The organism is Ruegeria sp. CG8 (assembly GCF_056537165.1).
This window is the reverse complement of record NZ_JBQFRA010000001.1, coordinates 775,768-800,064: the sequence shown is the minus strand read 5'-3', so window position 1 is coordinate 800,064 and position 24,297 is coordinate 775,768. Positions and strand designations below refer to the sequence as shown.

Annotated in this window: 22 protein-coding genes and 2 tRNA genes; 16 read left to right on the top strand and 8 right to left on the bottom strand. The window is 61.6% G+C overall.

Annotation, left to right across the window (positions count from 1 at the left end; translation table 11 throughout):
* Positions 1-3: 3 nt before the first annotated feature.
* The 6 genes from ACR0EF_RS03900 to ACR0EF_RS03875 all read right to left on the bottom strand — a co-directional run bounded on the left by ACR0EF_RS03900 (position 4) and on the right by ACR0EF_RS03875 (position 7,606).
* The gene (locus ACR0EF_RS03900) at positions 4-549 is read right to left on the bottom strand and encodes a sarcosine oxidase subunit gamma (protein ID WP_170371282.1); all 546 of its coding nucleotides are present in this window, start codon (positions 547-549) and stop codon (positions 4-6) included.
* Positions 542-3,475, bottom strand: a complete 2,934-nt coding sequence (locus ACR0EF_RS03895; RefSeq protein WP_170371284.1) for a sarcosine oxidase subunit alpha family protein — start codon at positions 3,473-3,475, stop codon at positions 542-544. Before ACR0EF_RS03895 ends, ACR0EF_RS03900 begins: the two co-directional genes overlap by 8 nt.
* The gene (locus ACR0EF_RS03890; protein ID WP_170371285.1) at positions 3,472-3,735 is read right to left on the bottom strand and encodes a sarcosine oxidase subunit delta; all 264 of its coding nucleotides are present in this window, start codon (positions 3,733-3,735) and stop codon (positions 3,472-3,474) included. The genes ACR0EF_RS03895 and ACR0EF_RS03890 overlap by 4 nt, the downstream gene beginning before the upstream one ends.
* A 53-nt stretch (positions 3,736-3,788) precedes the next feature.
* Complete coding sequence (locus ACR0EF_RS03885; protein ID WP_170371287.1) at positions 3,789-5,042, bottom strand: sarcosine oxidase subunit beta family protein; 1,254 nt, start codon at positions 5,040-5,042, stop codon at positions 3,789-3,791.
* Positions 5,043-5,176: 134 nt separating this feature from the next.
* Positions 5,177-5,977, bottom strand: a complete 801-nt coding sequence (locus tag ACR0EF_RS03880; RefSeq protein WP_170340080.1) for a hypothetical protein — start codon at positions 5,975-5,977, stop codon at positions 5,177-5,179.
* Positions 5,978-6,175: 198 nt separating this feature from the next.
* Positions 6,176-7,606: a Glu/Leu/Phe/Val family dehydrogenase gene (locus ACR0EF_RS03875; RefSeq protein ID WP_170371289.1), complete on the bottom strand. Its 1,431-nt coding sequence runs from the start codon at positions 7,604-7,606 to the stop codon at positions 6,176-6,178.
* 430 nt (positions 7,607-8,036) lie between these two features.
* On the opposite strand from ACR0EF_RS03875, the gene ACR0EF_RS03870 reads away from it, so the two are divergent.
* From ACR0EF_RS03870 to ACR0EF_RS03860, 3 genes are read left to right on the top strand one after another with little or no spacing between them, the layout of a single operon-like run.
* Complete coding sequence (locus tag ACR0EF_RS03870) at positions 8,037-9,704, top strand: pilus assembly protein TadG-related protein (protein WP_254429305.1); 1,668 nt, start codon at positions 8,037-8,039, stop codon at positions 9,702-9,704.
* Positions 9,701-10,261, top strand: coding sequence for a TadE/TadG family type IV pilus assembly protein (locus tag ACR0EF_RS03865; protein WP_170357498.1), 561 nt, complete (start codon positions 9,701-9,703; stop codon positions 10,259-10,261). The genes ACR0EF_RS03870 and ACR0EF_RS03865 overlap by 4 nt, the downstream gene beginning before the upstream one ends.
* Positions 10,248-10,832, top strand: coding sequence for a TadE/TadG family type IV pilus assembly protein (locus tag ACR0EF_RS03860; RefSeq protein WP_170357497.1), 585 nt, complete (start codon positions 10,248-10,250; stop codon positions 10,830-10,832). Before ACR0EF_RS03865 ends, ACR0EF_RS03860 begins: the two co-directional genes overlap by 14 nt.
* Before the next feature lie 3 nt (positions 10,833-10,835).
* Here the strand turns inward: ACR0EF_RS03860 and ACR0EF_RS03855 are convergent, their stop codons facing one another.
* Positions 10,836-11,306: a hypothetical protein gene (locus tag ACR0EF_RS03855; RefSeq protein ID WP_170371291.1), complete on the bottom strand. Its 471-nt coding sequence runs from the start codon at positions 11,304-11,306 to the stop codon at positions 10,836-10,838.
* A 182-nt stretch (positions 11,307-11,488) separates the two neighbouring features.
* Between ACR0EF_RS03855 and ACR0EF_RS03850 the strand changes: the two genes are divergently transcribed.
* Complete coding sequence (locus ACR0EF_RS03850) at positions 11,489-12,400, top strand: pirin family protein (RefSeq protein WP_093961743.1); 912 nt, start codon at positions 11,489-11,491, stop codon at positions 12,398-12,400.
* Positions 12,401-12,431: 31 nt separating this feature from the next.
* Here the strand turns inward: ACR0EF_RS03850 and ACR0EF_RS03845 are convergent, their stop codons facing one another.
* Positions 12,432-13,019, bottom strand: a complete 588-nt coding sequence (locus ACR0EF_RS03845; RefSeq protein WP_093961742.1) for a TetR/AcrR family transcriptional regulator — start codon at positions 13,017-13,019, stop codon at positions 12,432-12,434.
* Between the two features lie 100 nt (positions 13,020-13,119).
* Between ACR0EF_RS03845 and ACR0EF_RS03840 the strand changes: the two genes are divergently transcribed.
* The 12 genes from ACR0EF_RS03840 (at position 13,120) to ACR0EF_RS03785 (ending at position 24,297) form a co-directional block, all read left to right on the top strand.
* Positions 13,120-13,368, top strand: coding sequence for a hypothetical protein (locus ACR0EF_RS03840; RefSeq protein WP_170339166.1), 249 nt, complete (start codon positions 13,120-13,122; stop codon positions 13,366-13,368).
* A 132-nt stretch (positions 13,369-13,500) separates the two neighbouring features.
* Positions 13,501-14,787, top strand: a complete 1,287-nt coding sequence (locus ACR0EF_RS03835) for a homoserine dehydrogenase (protein WP_170363721.1) — start codon at positions 13,501-13,503, stop codon at positions 14,785-14,787.
* Between the two features lie 72 nt (positions 14,788-14,859).
* Positions 14,860-15,843 (top strand): class II fructose-bisphosphatase, encoded by a 984-nt coding sequence (gene glpX, locus ACR0EF_RS03830; protein WP_093961740.1) that lies wholly within the window; start codon positions 14,860-14,862, stop codon positions 15,841-15,843.
* A gap of 69 nt (positions 15,844-15,912) precedes the next feature.
* Positions 15,913-17,655, top strand: a complete 1,743-nt coding sequence (recJ, locus tag ACR0EF_RS03825) for a single-stranded-DNA-specific exonuclease RecJ (RefSeq protein ID WP_170371293.1) — start codon at positions 15,913-15,915, stop codon at positions 17,653-17,655.
* A gap of 109 nt (positions 17,656-17,764) precedes the next feature.
* Positions 17,765-17,839 (top strand) — tRNA-Glu (locus tag ACR0EF_RS03820).
* A 24-nt stretch (positions 17,840-17,863) separates the two neighbouring features.
* Positions 17,864-17,938: transfer RNA gene (locus ACR0EF_RS03815), tRNA-Glu, on the top strand.
* 319 nt (positions 17,939-18,257) lie between these two features.
* Positions 18,258-19,997: an ABC transporter substrate-binding protein gene (locus ACR0EF_RS03810; protein WP_170339174.1), complete on the top strand. Its 1,740-nt coding sequence runs from the start codon at positions 18,258-18,260 to the stop codon at positions 19,995-19,997.
* Between the two features lie 93 nt (positions 19,998-20,090).
* The gene (locus ACR0EF_RS03805; RefSeq protein WP_170371295.1) at positions 20,091-21,149 is read left to right on the top strand and encodes an ABC transporter ATP-binding protein; all 1,059 of its coding nucleotides are present in this window, start codon (positions 20,091-20,093) and stop codon (positions 21,147-21,149) included.
* 1 nt (position 21,150) lies between these two features.
* Complete coding sequence (locus tag ACR0EF_RS03800) at positions 21,151-22,227, top strand: ABC transporter ATP-binding protein (protein WP_170371297.1); 1,077 nt, start codon at positions 21,151-21,153, stop codon at positions 22,225-22,227.
* Positions 22,224-23,087, top strand: coding sequence for a carbohydrate ABC transporter permease (locus ACR0EF_RS03795; RefSeq protein ID WP_005983941.1), 864 nt, complete (start codon positions 22,224-22,226; stop codon positions 23,085-23,087). The genes ACR0EF_RS03800 and ACR0EF_RS03795 overlap by 4 nt, the downstream gene beginning before the upstream one ends.
* On the top strand, positions 23,084-23,881 hold the full coding sequence (locus ACR0EF_RS03790) for a carbohydrate ABC transporter permease (RefSeq protein ID WP_170339760.1): 798 nt from the start codon (positions 23,084-23,086) through the stop codon (positions 23,879-23,881). The genes ACR0EF_RS03795 and ACR0EF_RS03790 overlap by 4 nt, the downstream gene beginning before the upstream one ends.
* A gap of 146 nt (positions 23,882-24,027) precedes the next feature.
* Positions 24,028-24,297: a DUF2160 domain-containing protein gene (locus ACR0EF_RS03785; protein ID WP_370797609.1), complete on the top strand. Its 270-nt coding sequence runs from the start codon at positions 24,028-24,030 to the stop codon at positions 24,295-24,297.

Here is a 24,297-nt window from a genome sequence, read left to right as displayed (position 1 = left end):
AGTCTAACCGCGTGCTGCCACACCTTCCATTGCCCTCTGCAGATCATGCACCAACGATGTGGCCATCGACCGGAACACCATGATCTGAAAGGCTTTCTCGCCAACCCGAGTGATCGACGCCGTCATGTGAAACAGCAGCGTGCGCGCCGTATGTCCACGCTTGAAGTGATGCGGGCGCAGATCGACGGGCACCAGACGGGCCAGAACATCCTCGGCCCCGTCGCCCTCAAGCCGCACCACGGCCCAGGCATCGGACTGGTCGACGACCGCGGCATAGGCGGACAGCGAAGGATCTGGTGCGGGGCCGATCAGCATGGCCTGACCCGGGCCGAACCAGATGGCCCGCGCGCCCGACTTCCCGGTGGCGCGGTTTGGGGCCGGCAGCGCCATGCCATGCGCCGACTTCATCGCCTCGGACAATGCATTGGTCTGCCCATGAAAGGCCGAAACCGCATGTATCGCGCCCGGGTCGACCTCGGAGACCGAGACCGTTCCGATGGTCAGCGGCAGCAGCCCGTCACACGGGGTCTGAGCAAACAGCTTATCCACGCACACGCTCTCCCTCTGGATCAAAGAACACCGGGTCCGTCACCTCGCACAGCGTGGTCACGCCGCGCAGGTGATCGACCATTTTGACGATCTCGCCATGACGGTCGGGGCCGTCGGCCAGAAACGCCAGCCCCAGCATGCTGCCCAGCGTCGGCGAATAGCAGACCGAGGTCACATAGCCCTGATCGTTGGTACGCACCGGCGCGTCCTCTTCGTTGTACAGATGGGCGCCGGCCAGCAACTGGCGGCTTTCCCCGATGGGTTTGAGCCCGACCAACCGCTCGCGCCCCGGCTCCTCAAGCCCCGGGCGTTCCGACATGGTTTTGCCGATGCAGTCCTTTTTCTGCGACACCATCCGGCCCATCCCGATGTCATAGGCCGTGGTTCGCCCGTGGATTTCGGCATGGGTGATGAACCCCTTCTCGATCCGGAGGACGTTCAGCGCCTCCATCCCATACAGGCCGCCGCCCAGCGCCTCGGCCCGTTGGGTCAGAATGTCGAACAAACTGGCCCCATACCGCGCAGGCACGGCGATCTCATAGGCGTGTTCGCCCGAGAACGAGATCCGGAACAGACGCCCCGGCACCCCGAGAACAGAAACCGGCCCACAGGCCATGAACGGCCACACGGCATCATCCAATGGGGTGTCCAGAACGCCGTTCAGCACCTCGCGCGATTTGGGGCCGGCCACGGCGAATTGCGCCCATTGTTCCGTCACTGAAACCAGCGACACGTCCCAATCGGGCCGCAGCCCCTGGCGCACGAATTCCAGATGCTTCATCACGTCACCAGCGGCGGCGGTCGTGGTGGTCATCAGGAAATGACTGTCACCCAGGCGCGCGGTGGTGCCGTCATCCATGACGAACCCGTCCTCGCGCAGCATCAGCCCATAGCGCACGCGCCCGACCTTCAGTGTCGAAAACATGTTGGTATAGACGAAATCCAGAAACTGAGCGGCGTCGCGCCCCTGAATGTCGATCTTGCCCAGGGTCGAGACATCGCACACGCCGACCGCCGTGCGCACCATCTGCACTTCGCGGTCGCAGGATTGGCGCCATGTGGTCTCGCCCGGCTGCGGGAAATAGCTGGGCCGATACCACAGCCCCGCCTCGACCATCGGCGCCCCGCGCGCCACCGACGCCTTGTGCGAGGTGGTGAAGCGCTGCGGCTTGAACCCCGCCCCCTCGGCCCCCGCGCCCAGCGCGGCAATGGCAATCGGCGCGTAAGGCGGGCGAAAGGTGGTGCTTCCGGTCTCGGGGATCGCACGCCCGGTGGCATCCGCAAGAATGGCCAGCGCCGCGACATTCGAGTTCTTGCCCTGATCGGTGGCCATGCCTTGCGTGGTATAACGCTTCATGTGCTCGACCGAGCGGAAGTTCTCGGTCGCGGCCTGTTTGACATCCTTGACGGTCACGTCGTTCTGGAAATCCAGCCACGCGCGCCCCTTGCCCGGCACCGCCCACAGCTGCGCGATTTCATAGAGCTGATCCTCGGCCTGCGGAGGCTCGAGTTTGGGCGCCTTAAGGCCCAGATCACCCAGCGCCTCGGTCGCAGCCGAAATGCCCTCGCTCAGACAAGCCGCGGTCGAGAACGCGCCGTTGCAGGCCCCGGCCGGGCGCATCCCGGGCACGGCGCCCGGCGTGGGCACGAAGGCGGCAATGTCACGCCGCCAGGTCGGGCGCCCGTTCATGTGGCAGGTCAGGTGGACCGAGGGGTTCCATCCGCCGGTCATCGCCAGGCAGTCGGTCTGAATGCGCTCTTCTCCGCTAGCGCGGCGCACGGTTATCGACTCCAGCCCCTTGCGCCCCGAACTGCCACAGACCTGCGCCCCGCGCAGCACCGGATAGTCGGTCGACACCGGCCCGTCATGGCGGCTGTCGATCACGGCGGCAACGTGGACCCCGGCGGCCAACAGGTCGCGGGCCGTCTGGTGGATGTCATCGGTGTTGCCGAAGATCGTGACACTCCGGCCGGTCGCGACGCCCCAGCGGTTCAGATAGGCCCGCACGGCACCGGCGGTCATGATGCCGGGCCGGTCATTATTTCGAAACGCCACCGGGCGTTCCAGCGCCCCGGCCGCCAGAACCGAGCGGCGGGCGGCGATCCTCCAATATGCTTCCAGCGGCGCACCGGCGGGACAGTCGCCCGTATGGTGCATGACCCGTTCGAGCGCGGCAAAGGTGCCCTGGTCGTAGGCACCCGCCACGGTCGTGCGGGTCATCAACCGCACATTGTCCATCGCACGCAACTCGGCCAGAACCTCGTCTGCCCAGACGTGACCCGGCTTGCCATCCACCTCGAGCCTCTCGGCCAGCAGCCGCCCGCCCATCTGGTTGCTTTCATCGGCCAGAATGACATCCGCCCCGGCCCGGCCGGCCGTCAAGGCAGCCATCAAACCCGCCGGGCCAGCCCCGATCACCAGCAGGTCGCAGAAGGCATAGGCGCTTTCATACCTGTCGGCGTTGGCCTGCCCGGACAGCGCGCCCAACCCCGCGGCGCGGCGGATCATCGGTTCGTACAGCTTCTCCCAAAAGCTGCGGGGCCACATGAAGGTCTTGTAGTAGAAGCCCGCCCCCAGGAAGGGCGCGGCCAGATCGTTCACCGCCATCACGTCGAAATTCAGGCTGGGCCAGCGGTTCTGGCTGCGCGCCTCGAGGCCCGGATAGATCTCTTGCATCGTGGCCCGCACATTCGGGTCCTGCGCGGCGCCCCGGCCGATGGTGACCAGCGCGTTCGGCTCTTCGCTGCCGGCGGTCAGGACGCCGCGCGGGCGATGATATTTGAACGACCGCCCCATCAGGCGCACGCCATTGGCCAGCAGCGCCGAGGCCAGTGTATCGCCCTGAAAGCCCGAATACCGGATTCCGTCAAAGGAAAACTCGACCGGAGTGCCGCGGTCGATCAGCCCCCTGCCCGCGACCCTCATCGCTTGCCCCCGGACGCAGGTTCGATTGCCGAAATTTCGTGGGTCAGCGTGTTTCGGGTCACTACGATCCATGCGCCGCAGCCGCCCTCGTGATACCACAGATCCCGCGTCTCGCCCGCCGGGTTGTCGCGCAGATAGACGAAATCGTCCCAAGCCTCCGGCCCGGCATCCGGGGCGGGCCGGTCCAGATCGACGGCGGCCCCGCGATAGTAGAACTCGCGGCGGTCGCGTTCGCCGCAATACGGACAGGTGATCCTCATGGCCGCGCCTCCTGGCTTTCACAAATATTCGAACGAAACATCCCGGCCCGCCCCTAATGCAGATTGTGCTGAGAGCCCTTGCCCTCTTCATCGATGATCCCGCGCCCGGTGCGGAAACGATCCAGCCGGAACCCTGTCGCGTTCTCGTGGTACCGATCGGTGGCCATCAGGTGGGCAAACACGTTGCCCGAGCCCGGAACCGCCTTGAACCCGCCGTAGTTCCAGCCGCAGTTCAGGTACAGCCCGTCGATAGGGGTGCGGTCGATGATCGGCGACCCGTCCGGCGACATGTCCATGATCCCGCCCCAGGACCGCAGCACCCGGGCTTTGCCGATCATCGGCATCAGGGCCACGCCGGCCTCCATTACACTTTCGACCGTCGGCAGATTGCCCCGCGCCGCGTAGGAGGCATAGAAATCCAGGTCGCCGCCGAACACCAGCCCACCCTTGTCGGATTGGCTGATGTAGAAATGCCCCATGCCGAAGGTCACGACGTGGTCGATGCAAGGCTTCAGTCCTTCGGTCACGAAGGCCTGCAGCACGTGGCTTTCGATCGGCAAGCGCATCCCGCCCATGCCGGCAACTAGCCCCGAACGACCCGCAACCACGATCCCTACCTTCCTGGCTCGGATCGCCCCGCGCGTCGTCTGCACCCCGCGAACGGCGCCGTTTTCGATGTCGATGCCGGTGACCTCGCAATTCTGGATCAGATCCACCCCGCGCTGGTCCGCCCCGCGGGCATAGCCCCAGGCCACGGCATCATGCCGGGCCGTGCCGCCACGCGGATGGTACAGACCGCCATAGATGGGAAAGCGCAGATCGTCATAGTTCAGATAGGGCAGCATCTCGCGCAGTGCATCGCGGTCCAGCAGGATGGCATCGTCGCCCTGGCTGATCATCATGTTGCCCCGGCGCGCGGCCGCGTCCCGCTGCCCGTCCGAATGGAACAGGTTGATGATGCCCCGCTGCGAATGCATCACGTTGTAGTTCAGGTCCTCTTCCAACCCCTCCCACAGCTTGAGGGAATGTGAATAGAACTCGGAATTTCCTTGCAGAAAATAGTTGGCGCGCACGATCGTCGTGTTGCGCCCCACATTGCCGCCGCCGACATAACCCTTTTCCAGCACGGCGACATTTGTCAGGCCGTGTTCTTTCGCCAGATAGTACGCGGTGCTGAGACCATGCCCCCCACCGCCGATGATGACGATGTCGTACTCGGCTTTGGGCTCGGGATCACGCCAATGCGCCGTCCAACCCTTGTTGCCCGTCAGTCCTTCCTTCAGGACGCGAAAGCCGGAAAAGCGCATTCAGATCTCCCTGCGGGTTTGCTGGCATCAAACCAACTTCCAACAGGAGTAGCAATCCGGGCTCGGGGCTCCGCATCCGTTTTCGACAAGAACTTGTCAACGCGCGACCAAACCGGTCGCAAACGAATTCGCCTTCAGAACCGCAGACGGAAGGCAACGCCCACGATCGGAGCGGTATCATAGCCCTGCCGGCTGACCTCTTGCCCTGCTGCGTTGTCCAGGCGCAACTCGCCGTCAAACTCAGCGCCCGCAAATGCCGACAGCGAAACTCCGGGGTTTGGCGCGTATTCAACCGACAGAACAACCGGAATGCTGCTGTCCTCGCCCACTCCGCCCGGTGCCAACCCGTTGTCGTTCAGCTGAAAGCGGACCCGCTCGGACCGAACGGCAAGCCCCACGCTGACACTTTCCGAAGCCTTGTACTCCAACGTGACGCCGGGGCCTTGAGTGGCCCCCAGCGCGCGCCCGGTACTCAGACGCCAGCGCTCGGCAAAGGTCCAGTCGACCAGAAGCGCGGGAAAGACTTCGAGGTCATTGGTTCCAACCTCAGAGAATACGCCAAATGCCGGGCCGATGCGCAGATTGGGGTTCACCGCCCATGAAATGCCGGCGAAGGCACCATAGGTGAAGCCGTCCGAGGCACTGGCGCCGGTCTCATAGTCCCATCTCAATTGGGGCGAGACGATCACCGCAGCCCCGTTGTCCAGAGTGAAACGCAATGGAACGCTCAGGCGAATGTCGCGGATGTCGTCCCACGGCTGGTTTCCGGGCAACCCGAAATCGTAGGAAAACTGCCCGAAACTCGCCAGCAAACCCACAAAGGACCCGTCACCATAGCTGTAAATGCCGCCTGCCCGCAGAAATGCGCGCGATGCGCTGAAATCACCGCCGTCCTCAAGATCGGCGCTGCCCTGATAGACAGCCAACCCTTCCACAGTCGGCGTCCATCCCTGCCGGGGTTGGGCGATGGCAGCAGTCGCAAGCGCCAGGGTCGCGGATCCTATCGCCGCGGCCCAAGCTACAGAACGGGTAATTTGCATGAGATCCTCGCTGGTTTCACTGCCTGAACTCCAGCGCAGGATGTGCGGCAACCGGACTTTTTGTCAAAGCCCGATTGCCCGGTTTCCGAGACGTCAGAGGCCCTTGGCCCGATAGCTCTTGGCCACACGGTCGATGGACACGATGTAAGCCGCGGTGCGGAGGTCATCGACGTCGTCGCGATCATGCCAGACCTCGCTCATGGCCTGGTAGGCGATGCGCATCGTGTCATCCAGACCCGAGCGCACCAGCTCAAGCTCATCCGCGCCTTTGAGGTATTTGGCCTTGAAGTCCGGAGACATCGACCATGCATCGCCAAGATAGCGGTCTAGCCGTTCCAGCTCTTTCACGATCAGCTCGTGCCGTGCCTCTTCCTGACGGCGCTGCATCCGACCGAAACGGATGTGACTGAGGTTCTTCACCCACTCAAAATACGAGACCGTCACACCGCCAGCGTTCGCATACATGTCAGGAATAATCACGGTGCCCCTCTTGCGCAGCACTTCGTCGGCCCCGGCAGTCACCGGGCCGTTCGCGGCCTCGATGATCAGCGGCGCCTTGATGCGCTCGGCATTAGACAGGTTGATCACGCCCTCCAACGCTGCCGGGATCAGAATATCGCACTCCTCTTCCAACACAGCAGTGCCCTCTGCGGTGTGCGTTGCATCCGGGTAGCCGTTCACGCCGCCATGTTTGACGATCCACTGGTGAACCGCCTCAACGTCGATCCCCTCGGGGTTATAGATCGCACCGTCACGTTCGATGATGCCCACGACCAGAGAGCCGTCTTCCTCACTCAGGAACTTGGCCGCGTGATAGCCCACGTTGCCGAGGCCTTGAACGATGACCCGCTTGCCGTCCAGCGAGCCTGACATGCCAGCCTTTTTGACGTCCTCCGGATGCCGGAAGAATTCTCGCAGCGCGTATTGGATGCCACGCCCCGTCGCCTCGACCCGGCCCGAGATGCCGCCGGCATTCAACGGCTTGCCGGTCACGCAGGCCCGCGCGTTGATGTCTGTGGTGTTCATCCGCGCATACTGGTCAGCCATCCAAGCCATTTCACGCTCGCCGGTGCCCATGTCAGGGGCCGGGACGTTCTGCGACGGGTTGATCAGGTCGCGCTTGGCCAACTCATAGGCGAAACGGCGGGTGATCTGCTCCAGCTCATGCTCCTCGTATTTGCGCGGGTCGATACGCAGGCCGCCCTTGGACCCGCCAAACGGAGCCTCGACCAAAGCGCACTTGTAGGTCATCAGCGCAGCAAGCGCCTCGACCTCGTCCTGGTTCACGGCCATCGCATAGCGGATACCGCCTTTTACCGGCTCCATATGCTCGGAATGAACCGAGCGATAGCCGGTGAAAGTATGTATCTGCCCCCGCAGACGCACGCCAAACCGAACGGTGTAGGTCGCATTGCAGACCCGGATCTTTTCCTCAAGTCCGGGTGGAAGATCCATCAGGGCAGCCGCCCTGTTGAACATCAGATCTACACTCTCCCGAAAGCTGGGTTCCTTGATGGCCGTCATAAAATCCTCCATGCCGGTTGACGTCGAGCGTCATGAAGTTTTGTCGCACCCTTGGCAAGCGGCTGCAATCGAGATTTGCACTTTTTTTCATCAATTTATGAACAGCGCGTTTCGACCAACCGAGCCGAGTCGCGGACATTTACGATTTCCAGAAATTGTCCCGAGCAACGAAACAAAGATGCCCCTCCCAGCCAGACTGCCGCCGATTTTCATTCAAAAAGAGCACCATAGTGACGATCACGCCCAATTCTCGCCACGATCCACATCTAAATTATTAAAGTTCCGAAGAACTGGCTTCGCTGCTTTTGGCCGGCAAAAGGATTTCGTTATGCGCAATTTTGAATGGACATCGACACGGTCGGGGAAACCGCGCCACGCAGACCGCTGCCGGGGCGCCGTCGAGTCTTTCGCGACCTCGGAAAGCGGGACGATGACCATCTTCGCCCTCTTCCTTCTGATGATCATCTTCACCGCGGCGGGCTTCGCCGTGGACGTTATGCGGTACGATCGCGAACGTGCGCGCCTGCAATATGCTCTGGACCGCGCCGTATTGGCGGCGGCCGACCTGGACCAGGACCTTTGCCCCAAGGACGTAGTCGTCGACTACCTCGCGAAGGAAGGCTTGGACCAGTACCTGGTTGGTGACCCGATCGTGGAACCCAATGTCTGCGGCGCGACCGCCGTTACGATCGAAGGCTACCGCAAGGTCCAAGCGAGCGCCCAGATGGATGTCGGCATGCACTTCATGCAGTGGTGGGATGTTGACTCGATCGTGAGCGCGGCAACCAGCGTTGCCGAAGAAGCCATTGATGATGTTGAGATTTCTTTGGTCCTCGACGTCTCTGGCTCGATGAACAGCTACAATCGCCTGGCCAACCTGAAAGTGGCGGCCAAAAACTTCGTGCAAGAGATGGCGGACAAGACCGAGGACGGGAAGCTGTCGATCTCGATCATCCCATACGCAACTCAGGTGTCGCTGCCCGACTATCTGATGGACGAATTCAGCACGACCGGCACCAATAACCGGGCAAACTGCATCAACTTCACCAGCAGCGAGTTCAACACCACCGCGCTGGACCCCGATACGATCCGCCAACGCACACTGCACTTCACGCCGTGGAGCACCTATGACCGGCGCCCCAGCAACGGCTACGTCTACAGCGAAGTCTGTGACGAACTCGCCAACCGTGAGGTCTCGGTCCTGCAAAAGGATCCGCAGGTTCTCAAAGATCACATCGAAAGTTTTACGGCCGGCGGAAACACGTCGATCGACGTCGGTCTGAAATGGGGTCTTGCCCTGCTTGACGAAAGCATTCAGCCGGTGATCGCACGCCTGGCGGGTGACGAAGTGCCTGCAGAGTTCGCCACCCGTCCCAACAGCTACTCCAGCAACGACTCGATGAAGGTTCTGGTGCTGATGACGGACGGCGCGAACACCACACAATACATGGTAAACGACCCCTACCGTGAGGGTACGTCCATTCTGTGGTGGAATGCCAAAAAGTCCACCTATTCGACCTATGACTACGAGACCGAGAAGTACTTCTGGCACGATGTCGACTATACCGAATGGGACAGCAGCAAAGGTTGGTACTGGGGTCGCGAGATCTGGCAGGACGATCCCTATGGCAACGACGAGTATACTGTCTATCGGTGCACCTACCGGTCCGGCGGCGTCTGCTACAACTTTGACTACAGCAGAAGCGAAACCCGCACTGTTCTGGACAACAATGGCGACCCCGCGACATCGGTCAACCTGACCTGGGTTCAGGTCTGGGAACGCACGACCCGTCGCGCGATCCGCGACCTGTTCCGCGAAGCGCTGGGGAGCACGAAAGGCAACACCTGGTACAACAACGCGGTCACTTCGATCGGGTCGGGCACCAAGGACCCGCGCGCGCGCGCAATGTGTGCCGCCGCTCGCGCCAATGGCATCGTAGTCTTCACTATCGCTTTCGAAGCTCCCGATCAGGGCAAGGCCCTTCTGAAAGACTGCAAAAGCGATGATGGCGCCTACTACGAGGCGACCGGTGACGAAATCGTCGACGTATTTGCATCGATCGGATCAACCATCCGCAATTTGAGGCTGACCCAATGATCAAGCGTTTGCTTCATCAATTCCGCACGTTCCGGCGGAAAGAAGATGGGATGGCGACGATCGAGTTCGTCTTCTGGTTCCCCATCTTCATCATGACGACCTATTCGGCCGTCGAAGTCGGAATCGGGGCCTTCAACCACGCCAATCTCGAGCGTGGTCTGGACGAAACGATCCGCGACGTTCGCCTGAACAACCTCGACAAGTATACCACCAACGTTCAGGATGGCTGGACCCACACTCTGTTGAAGGACATCGTCTGCGACAAGGCAGGCTACATTCCTGAGTGCAAGGAAAACCTGATCCTGGAAATGACCCGCGTCGATCCGTTTATTGGGACCACGCTGGATCCCAACCCCTACTGCATCGATACCCCGGCAACGATCCGCAACAGCCAGATCTTCGAGCCCGGCACGTCGGACGAACTGATGATCGTCCGCGCCTGCGTCGAGGTAAAGCCGCTGTGGTGGGGTACCATTCTGGGCGCCATCGCGCGGAAAAAGCCCAACGGTATGTACGAACTGCACGCAACAACGGTGTTTGTCTATGAACCGACCTGATCGCTCAATCTTCCCGCTGGCTGTCCGGTATCTGAAACGGTTTTCGCGCAAGGAATCCGGCGTGATCAGTGTCGAGGCCGTGATGATCTATCCCTTGCTCTTCTGGGGCATGTGTGCGTCCTATACGTTCTTCGACGGGTACAAGCAGAGCTCGCGGAATCTCAAGGCGTCTTATGCGATCGCCGACGTCATTTCCCGCGAACGCAATGACATCAACGCGACCTACATGGATACGCTGTACGACCTGCTGCAGCAGATGATGTCGGACCGCTCCGACGTGTCGATGCGCATCTCGTTCCTTCGCTTCGACCTGCCGGATGACCGGCACTATGTGCAGTGGTCCTGTATTCGCGGCGAAAGCTTTGAGGCGTGGACCGATGGCACCATCAGCGAAATCCGGGACAAGCTGCCCATCATGCCGGACAACGGCAAGATGATCCTGGTCGAAGTGAAGGACTTCTATCGCCGTCCCTTCCGCATCGGATACGGCGAAAACGAATTTGCCATGGACAATTTCGTATTCACCCACCCGCGCGTCTACGACAAGATCGACGCACCGGGCGGGTGCTGAGAGCTATTCGGCCTCGGCCAGCATCGCGGAAAGCATTTCTGACAGGAACTTGGTCTCGGCGGCGGACGTCATGCCGCCGACGCCAATACGTCGCCCGACGCGCCACCAAAGGCCCGGGGCCCAAGCCCTGCCCCGTTTGCTACGGGTCGTCAGCAGAAAGCCGTTTGACGGTTTGAAGGCGAACACACCCCGATCCACCCCTTCGATTTCACCAACCTCGACAATCAGCTTGCCGCTGCCTGTCCGCAGTTCCGTGCGCGTCAGCTCGATCCGGTCCGCGGTCGCATGCCAGACGCGATGCGCAAGCCAAAGCGCGCCACCTCCGACCACGAACAGGAACAGCTGCCATTCCGGCGCTGGCGGTGCGGCCAGGGCGACATAAGTCACGAACGCGCCCACGGTGACGAGCATTCCCACGCCCATCCACCGCCGTGCCGATGAAGCCTGAATCGTTGCCAGTACGTCTTCTTGCATTTCCAACTCCGCCTTTGCCTGCCCCCCATACCCGCTTTCAGCGACAAGCAACAGACCAAGACTCACCCGGCGCAATTTTGCACAGAGGCAGTGCTTTCTCGCAAATTGACCGTACTTCAGCGAAAATTAGATACCGTACTTCAGCGAAAATTAGATAACGGGTCCAGAGACAGGAGATCCACATGTCGCTCAGACCAACACTCGAAACCCGCAAGGCCGTTCCGACGATGGAAGGCGCTGGCGTAAAGCTTCACCGCGCTTTTGGATTTCAGGATCCGTCCGAACTTGATCCATTCCTGTTGTTTGATGACTTCCGCAACGAGCACCCGCAGGACTACCAGGCCGGCTTTCCCTGGCACCCTCACCGCGGCATTGAAACTATCACCTACGTGCTGTCAGGAACCGTCGATCACAGCGACTCGCTGGGCAACAGCGGCCAATTGGGTGCCGGAGACGTCCAGTGGATGACGGCGGGGTCCGGAATTCTGCATCAGGAAATGCCCAAGGGAAACACATCCGGGCAGATGCATGGGTTTCAGCTGTGGGGCAACTTGCCCTCGGCTCAAAAGATGACGGCTCCTCGATACCAGGACGTTCAGGGCAAGGACATTCCCGAAGTGATCGACGATGATGGCACCACGGTGCGGGTCATCGTCGGCAAGTTCTGGGGTAAGACCGGGCCGGTGGACGGTATCGCCGCGGACCCGCAATACCTGGACGTATCGATTCCTGCAGGGGTGAAAAAGACATTCAAGATAGATACTTATCGCCGTGCTTTCGCCTATGTTTTCGATGGGCAGGCCGCTTTCGCCGACGCCTCGCAACCGACCGGCGTTCTGCTTGAGAAGGAAGTCGCCGGGCAAGAGCTGAACATTCGCGATATGTCGGGCAACCGGACGCTGGTGCGGTTTGGTACCGGAGACGAAATAACCGTTCAGGCCGGGCCTGAAGGTGTACGATTCCTGTTGATCTCGGGTGCGCCGATCAATGAACCGGTCGCATGGCATGGCCCGATCGTGATGAACACGCGCGCCGAACTCGAGCAGGCGTTTCGGGAGTTGCGCAACGGTACTTTCATCAAGCCGGCGCACTGACTCCAAACAGCCGGTAACAGGGCGCGGCCAGTCAGGCCGCGACCGCCTTGCGTACCATATCCCAATAAATCTGCTCGACCTCGTCCAGCGAAAGCCGTCCACCGGCCCGGTACCACGTCATGACACCATTCAGCATGGCAATCACTGCCAGAGTCGCGATTTTGGCATCCTGAACCGAGAACAGACCGTCCTTCTGGCCGGCCAGCAGGATGCTCTGCAACGCATCTTCATACCGCCGGCGTAGCTTTTCGATTTCGGCGAAGTTTTCAGGCGTCAGGTTTCGCAGCTCCATGTACGCGATGAACACTTCGTCCGGTCGCTGCATGTGAAACCGGATGTGGAAACCCACGAATTGCCGCAGGGCGCCCAATGCATCCGCCTGTGGTTCCAACTCTTCATAGGCCGCCAGCAGCTCTTGCATGTGGTCCTGCATCAGGCGGAATAGAAGGCTTTGCTTGTCCGGAGTGTAATTGTAGAGCGCGCCGGCCTGCACCCCGACCTCCCCCGCGATTTGACGCATGGAAACAGCGGCATAGCCATGCCGTGCAAACAATCCCAGGGCGGCCTCGCGGATACGGGGCCCGGTGATATCGGAATGAGAGCCTTGAGTACGTGCCATGGATCCATCGTATATGAACGTACGTTCATATAGAACCCCGCTTGAACCGTTCATGCAAAAAGTGCATCACGTTCAGGTTCCTCACTGTTCGGGTCGCGAAATGAAAGCTGTTTCCGTCATCCTGCCGCTTCTCCTCTTGGCCGCGTGCGCAGATATTCCCGAGTTGGAGGGAAGCGAAGCAGCCTCGGTAAAGGCCGCGCCCTACCCCAAGCTGATCCCGTTGACCCAGGTCAACGTGCCGCCCGTCGACCCGGTGAACGAGGCAGCCGCCGTGGAAGAAGAATTGGAACAACGGGCCGAGCGGCTATCGCAAAAGGCACAGGCACTCCAGAACGCCGAGACCCAGTAAGCCCCGTACGCTCGCCCGCTGCGCAACAACTCTGTCCCTGACGGATTGCACCGCCGCGTTGAACCAGCTATGGCAGCCGACAAAGGACCTTGCGTCCAACAGGCAGACTTCGAGCGGAAAGGAACCCACGGAATGACACAGGCGCTGCGGCTTGGAATTGCTGGCTTGGGAACCGTGGGAGTGGGCGTCGTCAAGATCGTGCGCCGTCATGCCGAATTGCTGCAAGCGCGCACTGGTCGACCGATCGAAATCGTTGCCGTTTCGGCGCGCGACGCCGCCAAAGATCGCGGAGTAAACCTGTCCGGCTTCGCGTGGGAAACCGATCCGGTGGCCTTGGCCAAACGAGACGACATCGATGTGTTCGTCGAACTGATGGGTGGTGAAAACGGCCCGGCAAAGGCCTCGGTCGAGGCGGCATTGGCCACCGGCAAGGATGTGGTCACCGCAAACAAGGCGCTGCTTGCCATTCACGGCCAGGCATTGGCGGAACAGGCCGAAGCCGCAGGCCGCGTGATCCGGTTCGAGGCTGCCGTGGCCGGAGGAATTCCGGTCATAAAATCCCTGACCGAAGGGTTGGCCGGAAATGACATCAAACGCGTCATGGGCGTGATGAATGGCACCTGCAACTATATCCTGACCCGAATGCAATCGCAGGGATTGGGCTACAATGCCTTGTTCGAGGAGTGCGCTCAGTTGGGGTATCTCGAAGCGGATCCGAACTTGGACGTAGGCGGCATCGACGCGGCGCACAAGTTGGCGCTGTTGGCCTCGATCGCATTTGGAACAAAGCCGAATTTCGACGGGATCGAGATCGAGGGTATTCAGCACATCAGCTTGGATGACATCCATCAGGCCGACGATATGGGCTACCGCATCAAGCTGCTGGGCGTTGCGCAGCGCACGCCGCGCGGGCTTGAACAGCGGATGCAACCCTGCCTGGTACCCAGTGACTCGCCTTTGGGGCAGCTGGAAGGCGGCACCAACATGGTGGTCATTGAGGGCGACGCCGTCGAACAGATCGTTTTGCGCGGACCCGGCGCTGGCGAAGGCCCGACGGCCAGTGCGGTGATGGGGGATGTTTGCGACCTGGCGCGGGGCCTGCGGATTTCCACCTTTGGTCAACCCGCCACGTCGCTGGTCGACTCCAAGCCCGCAATCACCGGCCTGCCTGCCCCTTATTATCTGCGCCTTGCATTGCTGGACAAACCAGGTGCGCTGGCCAAGGTGGCCGCGATTCTGGGCAATGCCGGCGTTTCAATCGACCGGATGCGCCAATACGCACATGCCGAGGACACGGCACCGGTACTGATCGTTACACACAAGACCACACGCGCCACGCTGGACGTTGCGTTGGAGGACTTGCGCACCACGGATGTGGTTGCGGGCGAACCGGTAGCTCTGCGTATCGAGCAGGTTTGAACCCTTGCGGCCTGCGCCACGAGCAGGCTATGCCAGTCAGGACGTCTTCGCTTTACCAAAGGATTACATCGCATGAGCGCTGCCAAAATCGATTTCAACGACCGCCTTCTGTCCCTTGGACTTGCGCGCGTGGCTGAGCAGGCCGCTCTGGCCTCGGCCTCGCTGGTCGGACGCGGAGACGAGAAAGCCGCCGACCAGGCCGCGGTCAACGCGATGCGTGAACAGCTGAACCTGCTGGATATCGCTGGCGTGGTAGTCATCGGTGAAGGCGAACGCGACGAAGCGCCGATGCTGTATATCGGCGAAGAGGTCGGCACCGGCAACGGCCCGGGCGTGGACATCGCTCTGGACCCGCTCGAGGGTACGACGCTGACCGCAAAAGATATGCCCAACGCCTTGACCGTCATCGCGATGGGTCCGCGCGGTTCGATGCTGCACGCGCCAGACGTCTACATGGACAAGCTGGCGATCGGGCCGGGCTTCCCCGAGAACGTGGTGACACTGGACATGTCCCCGCGGGAAAGGGTTGAGGCGCTGGCCAAGGCCAAAGGATGCACCCCCGAGGACATTACCGTTTGCATACTGGAACGTCCGCGCCATGAGGCGATGATCGCCGAGGTGCGCGAAACCGGCGCTGCGATCCGCCTGATCACCGACGGTGACGTTGCAGGCGTCATGCACTGTGCCGAGTCCGAGACGACCGGCATCGACATGTACATGGGCCAGGGTGGCGCGCCCGAAGGCGTTCTGGCGGCCGCCGCGCTGAAATGCATGGGTGGCCAGATCTTTGGCCGTCTGATGTTCCGCAATGATGATGAACGCGGTCGGGCGGCCAAAGCCGGTATTACCGATCTTGATCGTGTCTATGCCCGCGACGAGATGGTCACCGCCGATGTGATCTTTGCGGCGACCGGTGTCACCGGCGGGTCGCTGCTGCCGCGGATCAAGCGGGAACCGGGTTGGGTCGAGACGACGACCCTGCTGATGCGCTCGAAAACCGGATCGGTGCGGCGCATGTCCTACCGCACCCCCATTTGGCCGCATGTCGAAGGCTGAGGGGCCCCGCAGACACAACCGTTCAAGGGCCGGGTCCGACAGGATTCGGCCCTTTTCAGGAGAAGTGCATTGAGCTTTCTGGGTGTTGAACAGTCGTTGACGGGCCGCCGGTGGATTGGTCCATCGCCTGAATTGGACCGGGCCGCCGAGATGCTGGCTCAGCAGACCGACCTGCCCCGCCCCCTGTGCCAGGTGCTGGCACGGCGCGGTGTCCCGCCGATGGAGGCCGAGAGCTTTCTGTCTCCAAAACTGCGCGACCTTCTTCCCGATCCTCGCAGCCTGCGCGACATGGAGATCGCCGCAACGCGGTTCCTGAAAGCGGTGCGGGACAACCAGCGCATCGCCGTTTTCGCCGATTATGACGTCGACGGTGGAAGCTCGGCAGCCCTGTTGCTGGTTTGGCTCAGGCAGATGGGGCGTCAGGCGACCTTGTATGTGCCTGATCGTATCGACGAGGGCTATGGCCCCAACGCCCCCGCCATGAGCCAGCTTGCTGAAACGCATGATCTGATCATCTGCGTTGACTGCGGCACGCTCAGCCACGAAGCAATTGCCGCCGCCAAGGGGGCCGATGTGATCGTTCTCGATCACCACCTGGGCGCCGAAACGCTGCCGGATTGCGTGGCCGTGGTGAACCCCAACCGCCAGGATGAACGCGGTGACCTGGCCCATCTGTGTGCTGCAACCGTGGTCTTTCTGATGCTGGTTGAGGCCGGGCGCCAACTGCGCGAGGCCAACGCCCAAGGCCCTAACCTGATGGCGATGCTGGACTTGGTCGCGCTGGCGACCGTGGCAGACGTGGCACCTCTGATCGGGGTCAACAGGGCGCTGGTTCAGCAGGGTTTGAAAGTGATGGGGCAGCGGCAACGCCCCGGACTGGTTGCGCTGTCCGAAGTGGCGCGCATGGATTCGGCGCCCAACAGTTACCACCTGGGTTTTCTGCTTGGGCCGCGCATCAATGCCGGCGGCCGGGTTGGGCAGGCAGACCTCGGCGCGCGGCTGCTCAGCACCGACTCGGTGACCCAGGCCGAGGCCTTGTCCCGGCGCCTTGATGACCTGAATACCGAAAGGCGCGACATCGAGAATGCGGTCCGCGCCGCAGCGCTGGCGCAGGCCGAAGAACGTGGATTGGATGCGCCGCTGGTGTGGGCTGCAGGTGACGGCTGGCACCCCGGCGTCGTTGGGATCGTGGCGGCCCGCCTGAAAGAGGCGTCGAACCGTCCCGCCGTCGTGATTGGTTTCGACGGTGACGAAGGCAAAGGCTCGGGCCGTTCGGTCTCGGGTGTCGATCTTGGCGCATCAATCCACCGGTTGGCCGCCGAGGGTTTGTTGGTCAAGGGCGGCGGTCACAAGATGGCCGCAGGTCTGACCGTGATGCGCGACCAGTTGGAACCGGCGATGGAGCGGCTCTCGGAGTTGCTGGCGAAACAGGGTGCGGGCCAAGCCGGTCCGGCCGACCTCAAGCTGGATGGCGCGCTGATGCCCGGGGCGGCCTCGGTTGATCTGATCGAAAAGATCGAGCAGGCTGGCCCATTTGGTGCCGGGGCCCCTGCCCCTCGATTTGCAATGCCTGACCTGCAGGTCCGCTTTGCAAAGCGGGTCGGAGAAACCCATTTGAAGCTGTCGCTCTCGGACGGAATGGGTGGTGGGCTGGACGCGATTGCATTTGGTGCCTTTGACGGACCGATGGGCGAAAGGCTGTCAAATCACGGTGGTGCGCGGTTCCATTTTGCCGGTCGGCTCGAGGTCAACACATGGGGTGGCAGGCAAAGCGTGCAGTTGCGCCTGGAAGACGCGGCCGAAGCAAATTGACCGCTGACGCCACTGCCTTTTTTGACCCGCAAAAAAGTTTCCTGGCCGTGCGTTTTTCGTCTTGCGGGTGGGGGGCGTAATCCGTAAAAGGCCCTCCACAAGCCAGCGTGGCCCGTTCGTCTATCGGTTAGGACGCCAGGTTTTCAACCTGGAAAGAGGGGTTCGATTCCCCTACGGGCTGCCACTTGTGCTTGGGCAATGCTGACGTGGCCCGTTCGTCTATCGGTTAGGACGCCAGGTTTTCAACCTGGAAAGAGGGGTTCGATTCCCCTACGGGCTGCCATTTTCACCCTCGAGAAACGCAAATCGCGCGCTACCACTGCCGCGACTTTCTGCATCGAAATTTGCAAATCGACGGAGCGGTGTCGCTGAAAAACCCATAGTGAAGGGTCATTGGCATGCTCTTTTCGCCTGGCATATGACACCACGTCGAGTGGGTTAAAAACCATATATTTTCAATTCTATAGTCACTGTATGCGTTGGGTCGAACAGGCCATTTTCGCCATTTACTAATTTTTTAGTTTGACAGACTCGCGAAAAATCGCTGATGCTGTTCGTCATCCGGTTCGCGCCGGAGAACCATAAATTTTGGGAGGAGAAAGATGCGGAAACATCTTTTGTCCGCAGTGGCGGCGGCTGCCGTCATTGCGGGGCACGGTCCTGTTTGGGCCGACGAAGCCGCAGCACAGCGCTGGGTCGACGATGAATTCCAGCCATCCACCTTGTCGAAAGACGAGCAGATGGCGGAAATGCAGTGGTTCATCAAGGCTGCCGAACCGTATGCCGGGATGGAGATCAACGTTCTGTCCGAAGGTATCCCGACCCACTCGTATGAATCCGAAGTTCTGACGAAGGCGTTCGAGGAAATCACCGGCATCAAGGTCAACCACCAGATCCTGGGTGAAGGTGAGGTCGTTCAGGCCGTTCAGACGCAGATGCAGACCGGACGGAACCTGTATGACGGCTATGTCAACGACAGTGACTTGATCGGTACGCACTCGCGCCTGCAGTTGGCCTATCCCCTGTCGGACATGATGGCGGGTGATTGGGCGGCGACAACCTCGCCGACGCTGGACCTGGATGACTTCATGGGCATCCAGTTCACCACCGGTCCCGACGGCAAGCTGTACCAGCTGCCCGACCAGCAATTCGCCAACCTGTACTGGTTCCGCAAGGACTGGTTCGATGACGAAGCCAACAAGGCCGCATTCAAGGAAAAATACGGCTATGATCTGGGCGTACCGGTCAACTGGTCTGCCTACGAGGATATCGCCGAATTCTTCACCAATGACGTGAAGGAAGTGGACGGTGTCGCGATCTATGGCCACATGGACTACGGCAAGCGCGCGCCTGACCTTGGCTGGCGGATGACCGACGCATGGCTGTCGATGGCCGGTGCCGGCGACAAGGGCGAGCCGAACGGTGTGCCGGTAGACGAATGGGGCATCCGCATGGAAGCGGGCACCTGTAACCCGGTCGGCGCCTCGGTGTCGCGGGGTGGTGCCGCAAACGGCCCAGCGGCCGTTTACGCGATCCGCAAATGGGACGAGTGGCTGCGGGCCTATGCGCCTCCGGGTGCGGCGTCCTATGACTTCTACCAGTCGCTGCCCGCCCTGTCGCAAGGCAACGTGGCCCAGCAGATCTTCTGGTACACAGCCTTTACCGCCGACATGGTCAAGCCCAAGTCCGAAGGCAACAACACTGTCGATGATGAGGGCAACCCGCTGTGGCGGATGGCGCCCAGCCCGCATGGCCCCTATTGGGAAGAAGGCCAGAAGGTTGGCTATCAGGATGTGGGATCGTGGACTTTCCTGAAGTCCACCCCGTCGGATCGGGCGCAGGCCGCGTGGCTGTACGCTCAGTTCGTGACGTCCAAGACTGTCGATGTGAAGAAGTCCCATGTGGGTCTGACCTTCATCCGCGACAGCTCGGTCAACCATGAATCGTTCACCGAACGCGCACCCAAGCTGGGCGGCCTGGTCGAGTTCTACCGCTCGCCCGACCGTGTGGCGTGGTCGCCGACCGGCATCAACGTTCCCGACTATCCGAAGCTGGCCCAAATCTGGTGGCAGCAGATCGGTGACGTGAACTCGGGCGCCTTCACCCCGCAAGAGGCGATGGACCGTCTGGCTGAAGAGATGGACATCACCATGGCCCGCATGCAGGCCGCGGATGAAAGCGCCGGCGTCTATGGCGGCTGTGGTCCGCGCCTGAACGAACCGCAGGATCCGGCCTTCTGGCTGGAGAAGCCGGGCGCGCCGAAAGCCAAGCTGGAGAACGAGAAGCCGCAAGGCCAGACCGTCAACTACGACGAACTGGTGGCACGCTGGCAGTCCCAGTAAGCCACTACTCCCCGGGGGGCGCCGGTACCGGCGCCCCTTACCAACCAAGACCAAACAGCGTTGCCACGCGCTGCGGGATCGGAACCCACGGACATGATCGAACTACAAAACGCAACCAAGCGGGTCGGCACCGTTACCCATATCAAACCCACGTCCCTGACGCTGCAGACCGGCCATTTCAACGTGCTGCTGGGCGCGACCGGGTCGGGCAAGACCTCTCTGATCAAGATGATGGCCGGCCTGGATCCGATTGCCTCGGGCAAGGTCCTGATGGATGGGCAGGACGTGACCCGGCTGAGCACACAAAAACGCAAGATCAGCCTCGTGCACCAGTTCTTCGTGAACTACCCGCATATGACTGTATTCGACAACATCGCCTCGCCCCTGCGCGTGGCCGGAATGGCGCAATCCGAGATCGAAGGCCGCGTGGAAGAAGCCGCTGACCTGCTGCAACTGCGCCCGATGCTGCACCGTCGTCCGCATGAACTGTCGGGCGGTCAACAGCAACGCACCGCACTGGCCCGCGCCATCGCCAAGGACAGCCGCGCCGTGTTCCTGGACGAGCCGCTGGCCAATCTGGACTACAAGCTGCGCGAGGAACTGCGCGAGCAACTGCCCGAGCTGTTCGCCGGGCGCGGCGCCGTGGTGGTCTATGCCACCTCCGAACCCGAAGAGGCGCTGCTGCTGGGCGGCTACACCGCCTTGATGGAAGACGGCCGCGTGACCCAGTTCGGCCCGACCGCGGACATCTATCGCAACCCGGAAAACCTCGCGGCCGCGCGGGTGTTCTCCGACCCGCCCATCAACGTGGCCCGCGTCACGATCACCGGTGGCCAGGTTCAGTTGGCCGGTGGCGGCACATGGCGGCTGAGCGAAGGCATCAGCCTGTCCGACGGGGAATACAAGGTCGCCGTGCGCCCGCACCGCGTCACCCCCGTGCGCGCATCGGCCGATGATGTCGAACTGACCGGGCGCGTGATCGTGACCGAGCTGTCCGGGTCCGACTCCAGCGCGCATTTCCAGCATGGCGAGGACGCCTGGGTGTCTCTGGCCGCAGGGGTCCACCCCTATCAGGTGGGCGAGGACCACACATTCTACATGAACCCGGCCCATTGCCGGTATTTCGGCCAAGACGGCAAAAGGGTGGCCTGACATGGCACAGATCAAGCTTGCAAACCTCAAACACAGCTACATGCCGTCGCCGCAAGGCCCGCAGGACTATGCGCTGAAGGAGATCGACGTGACCTGGCGTGATGGCGGGGCCTATGCTCTGCTGGGGCCATCGGGCTGCGGCAAGTCCACGCTGCTGAACATCATCTCGGGGCTGCTGACCCCATCCGAGGGGCAGATCCTGTTCGACGACCGCGACGTGACCGCCCTGCCCCCCGATCAGCGCAACATCGCGCAGGTGTTCCAGTTCCCGGTGATCTACGACACGATGACCGTGGGCGAAAACCTGGCCTTTCCGCTCAAGAACCGCGGCGTCGATCCCGCGACGATCAAGCGCCGCGTCGACGAGATCGCCGAGATGCTGGATGTCACCGACATGCTGAACACCCGCGCGAGCGGCCTCAGCCCGGACAACAAGCAGAAGATCTCGATGGGGCGCGGTCTGGTCCGCGACGACGTGAACGCGGTGATGTTCGACGAGCCATTGACCGTGATCGACCCGCATCTGAAATGGAAGCTGCGGTCCAAGCTGAAAGAGCTGCACCAGCGCGTCAAGGCGACGATGATCTATGTCACCCACGACCAGACCGAAGCGCTGACCTTCGCCGACGAGGTCGTGGTGATGCAGGAAGGCGAAGTGGTCCAGATCGGCACCCCGGTCGAGCTGTTCGAACGCCCGCAGCACACGTTCGTGGGCCATTTCATCGGCTCGCCCGGCATGAACGTACTGCCCTGCGAGGCCCGCGGCGACCGCGCCCTGTTCGAAGGGCACGAGGTGGCGCTGGAAGGTCCGGTCGCGGGCAGCGGCGGCCGCACCGATCTGGGCATCCGGCCCGAATATGTGGGTTTCGGCCCCGAGGGCATTCCGGCCCATGTCACCAAGGTGGCCGATATCGGCCGGCATTTTGTGGTCAGTGCCATGGTCGGCAACACCGCGTTGAAGGCGGTGACCGAACACCCGGCCCCCGAGCCCGGATCGCAAGTCTTTCTGCAATTCAAACCTGAACAGACGCGCGTCTACCGCGACGGCTGGATCGCAACCGAGGAGCGCGCCCGATGAGAACGGAAAACCAGAAAGCGTGGTTCTTTGTCCTGCCGGTGCTGGCGCTGGTGGCATTCAACGCGCTGGTGCCGATGATGACGGTGGTCAACTATTCGGTGCAGGAAACCTTTGGCAACAACCAGTTCTTCTGGGAAGGACTGGGTTGGTTCGAACAGATCCTGCGGTCTGACCGGTTCCAGGCGGCGCTGGGGCGGCAGTTCCTGTTCACCGCGCTGATCCTGATGATCGAGGTGCCGCTGGGTATCATCGTGGCTCTGTCGATGCCGCGCAAGGGCTTTTGGGTGCCGGTCTGCCTGGTGCTGATGGCCCTGCCGATGCTGATCCCGTGGAACGTGGTCGGCTCGATGTGGAACATCTTCACCCTGCCCAAGATCGGCCTGCTGGGGTATTTCCTGAACGACGTGCTGGGCATCAACTATGACATGACCCAACAGCCGCTATCAGCCTGGATCACCATCGTGGTGATGGATGTCTGGCACTGGACTTCGTTGGTGGTGCTGCTGTGTTATGCCGGTCTGGTGTCGATCCCCGACGCCTATTACCAGGCAGCCAAGATCGACGGGGCAAGCCCCTGGTCGGTGTTCCGCTATATCCAGCTGCCCAAGATGAAGACGGTTCTGACCATCGCGGTGCTGCTGCGGTTCATGGACAGTTTCAACATCTACACCGAACCCTTCGTTCTGACCGGGGGCGGCCCCGGCAACTCGACCACCCTGCTGTCGATCGACCTGGTGAAGATCGCGCTGGGACAGTTCGACCTTGGCCCCGCGGCCGCGATGAGCCTGATCTATTTCGCCATCACGCTGCTGGTTTCTTGGGTCTTCTACACCCTCATGACAAAGGATGACGCGCAATGAAGAAGCGGTCCCTCATCCCGATCCTGTATATCGCGTTCCTGATGCTGCCGATCTATTGGCTGGTGGCGATGTCCTTCAAGACCACGAACGAGATCCTTTCAGGCTTTTCCCTGTTTCCCCAGACCTTTACGCTGGAGAATTACATCACCATCTTCACAGATCCGACGTGGTATTGGGGCTATATCAACTCGATCACCTATGTGACGATCAACACGGTGCTTTCGGTCTGCGTAGCCTTGCCTGCGGCCTACGCGTTCTCGCGCTATCGGTTCCTGGGCGACAAGCAGCTGTTCTTCTGGCTGCTGACCAACCGCATGGCCCCGGCTGCGGTGTTCGCCCTGCCCTTCTTCCAGCTGTATTCGTCGATCCATCTGTTCGACACCTACCTGGCGGTGGCACTTGCGCACACGCTGTTCAACGTGCCGCTGGCGGTGTGGATCCTGGAAGGTTTCATGCGCGGCATCCCGAAAGAGCTGGATGAAACCGCCTATGTCGACGGCTATTCCTTCCCGCGGTTCTTCGTCACGATCTTCCTGCCCAACATCAAGGCGGGCGTGGGCGTGGCGGCGTTCTTCTGCTTCATGTTCTCGTGGGTGGAAATGCTGCTGGCCAAGACCCTGACAGCGGTCGAGGCCAAACCCATCGCCGCCGTGATGACCCGCACCGCGTCCAGCGCCGGCTACGAGCTGGGCCTGCTGGCCGCCGCCGGCACCCTGACCATCATCCCCGGCGCCATCGTCATCTGGTTTGTCCGCAACTACATCGCGCGCGGCTTCGCGATGGGACGTGTATGAGGTTCGACATGCGCAAACTCCTTCTCTCCCTCTCCCTGCTCGCCCCGTCATCGGCGCTGGCGCAAGCCAAGGCCGGCTGGGGCAATGTCGGTCAGGAAGAACCCAAGGGCTTTTCCTGGACCGACCCGCTGTGGCCCGACTTCTGGATGGCCTGGACCCCGGCAACGCTGGCGGTTTTCGTGGGCATCTTCTCGGCCATCGCCCTGATCGGCGTGCTCGAGGTGGTCAAGTTCCGTGACGGGATCGAACGCCGGGGCGTTCTGGGCCTGACCACCACGTTGGGCGACCGGCTGTTCATCACCCTGCTGGGCTCAGCCTACATCTTTCTGGCCTGGCTGGGGCTGGTCGGCCAACCGGTCTGGACCCCGCTTTTCCTGTCGATCGGCTGGGGCATTTTCGTTTTCTGGAAAGTTTAG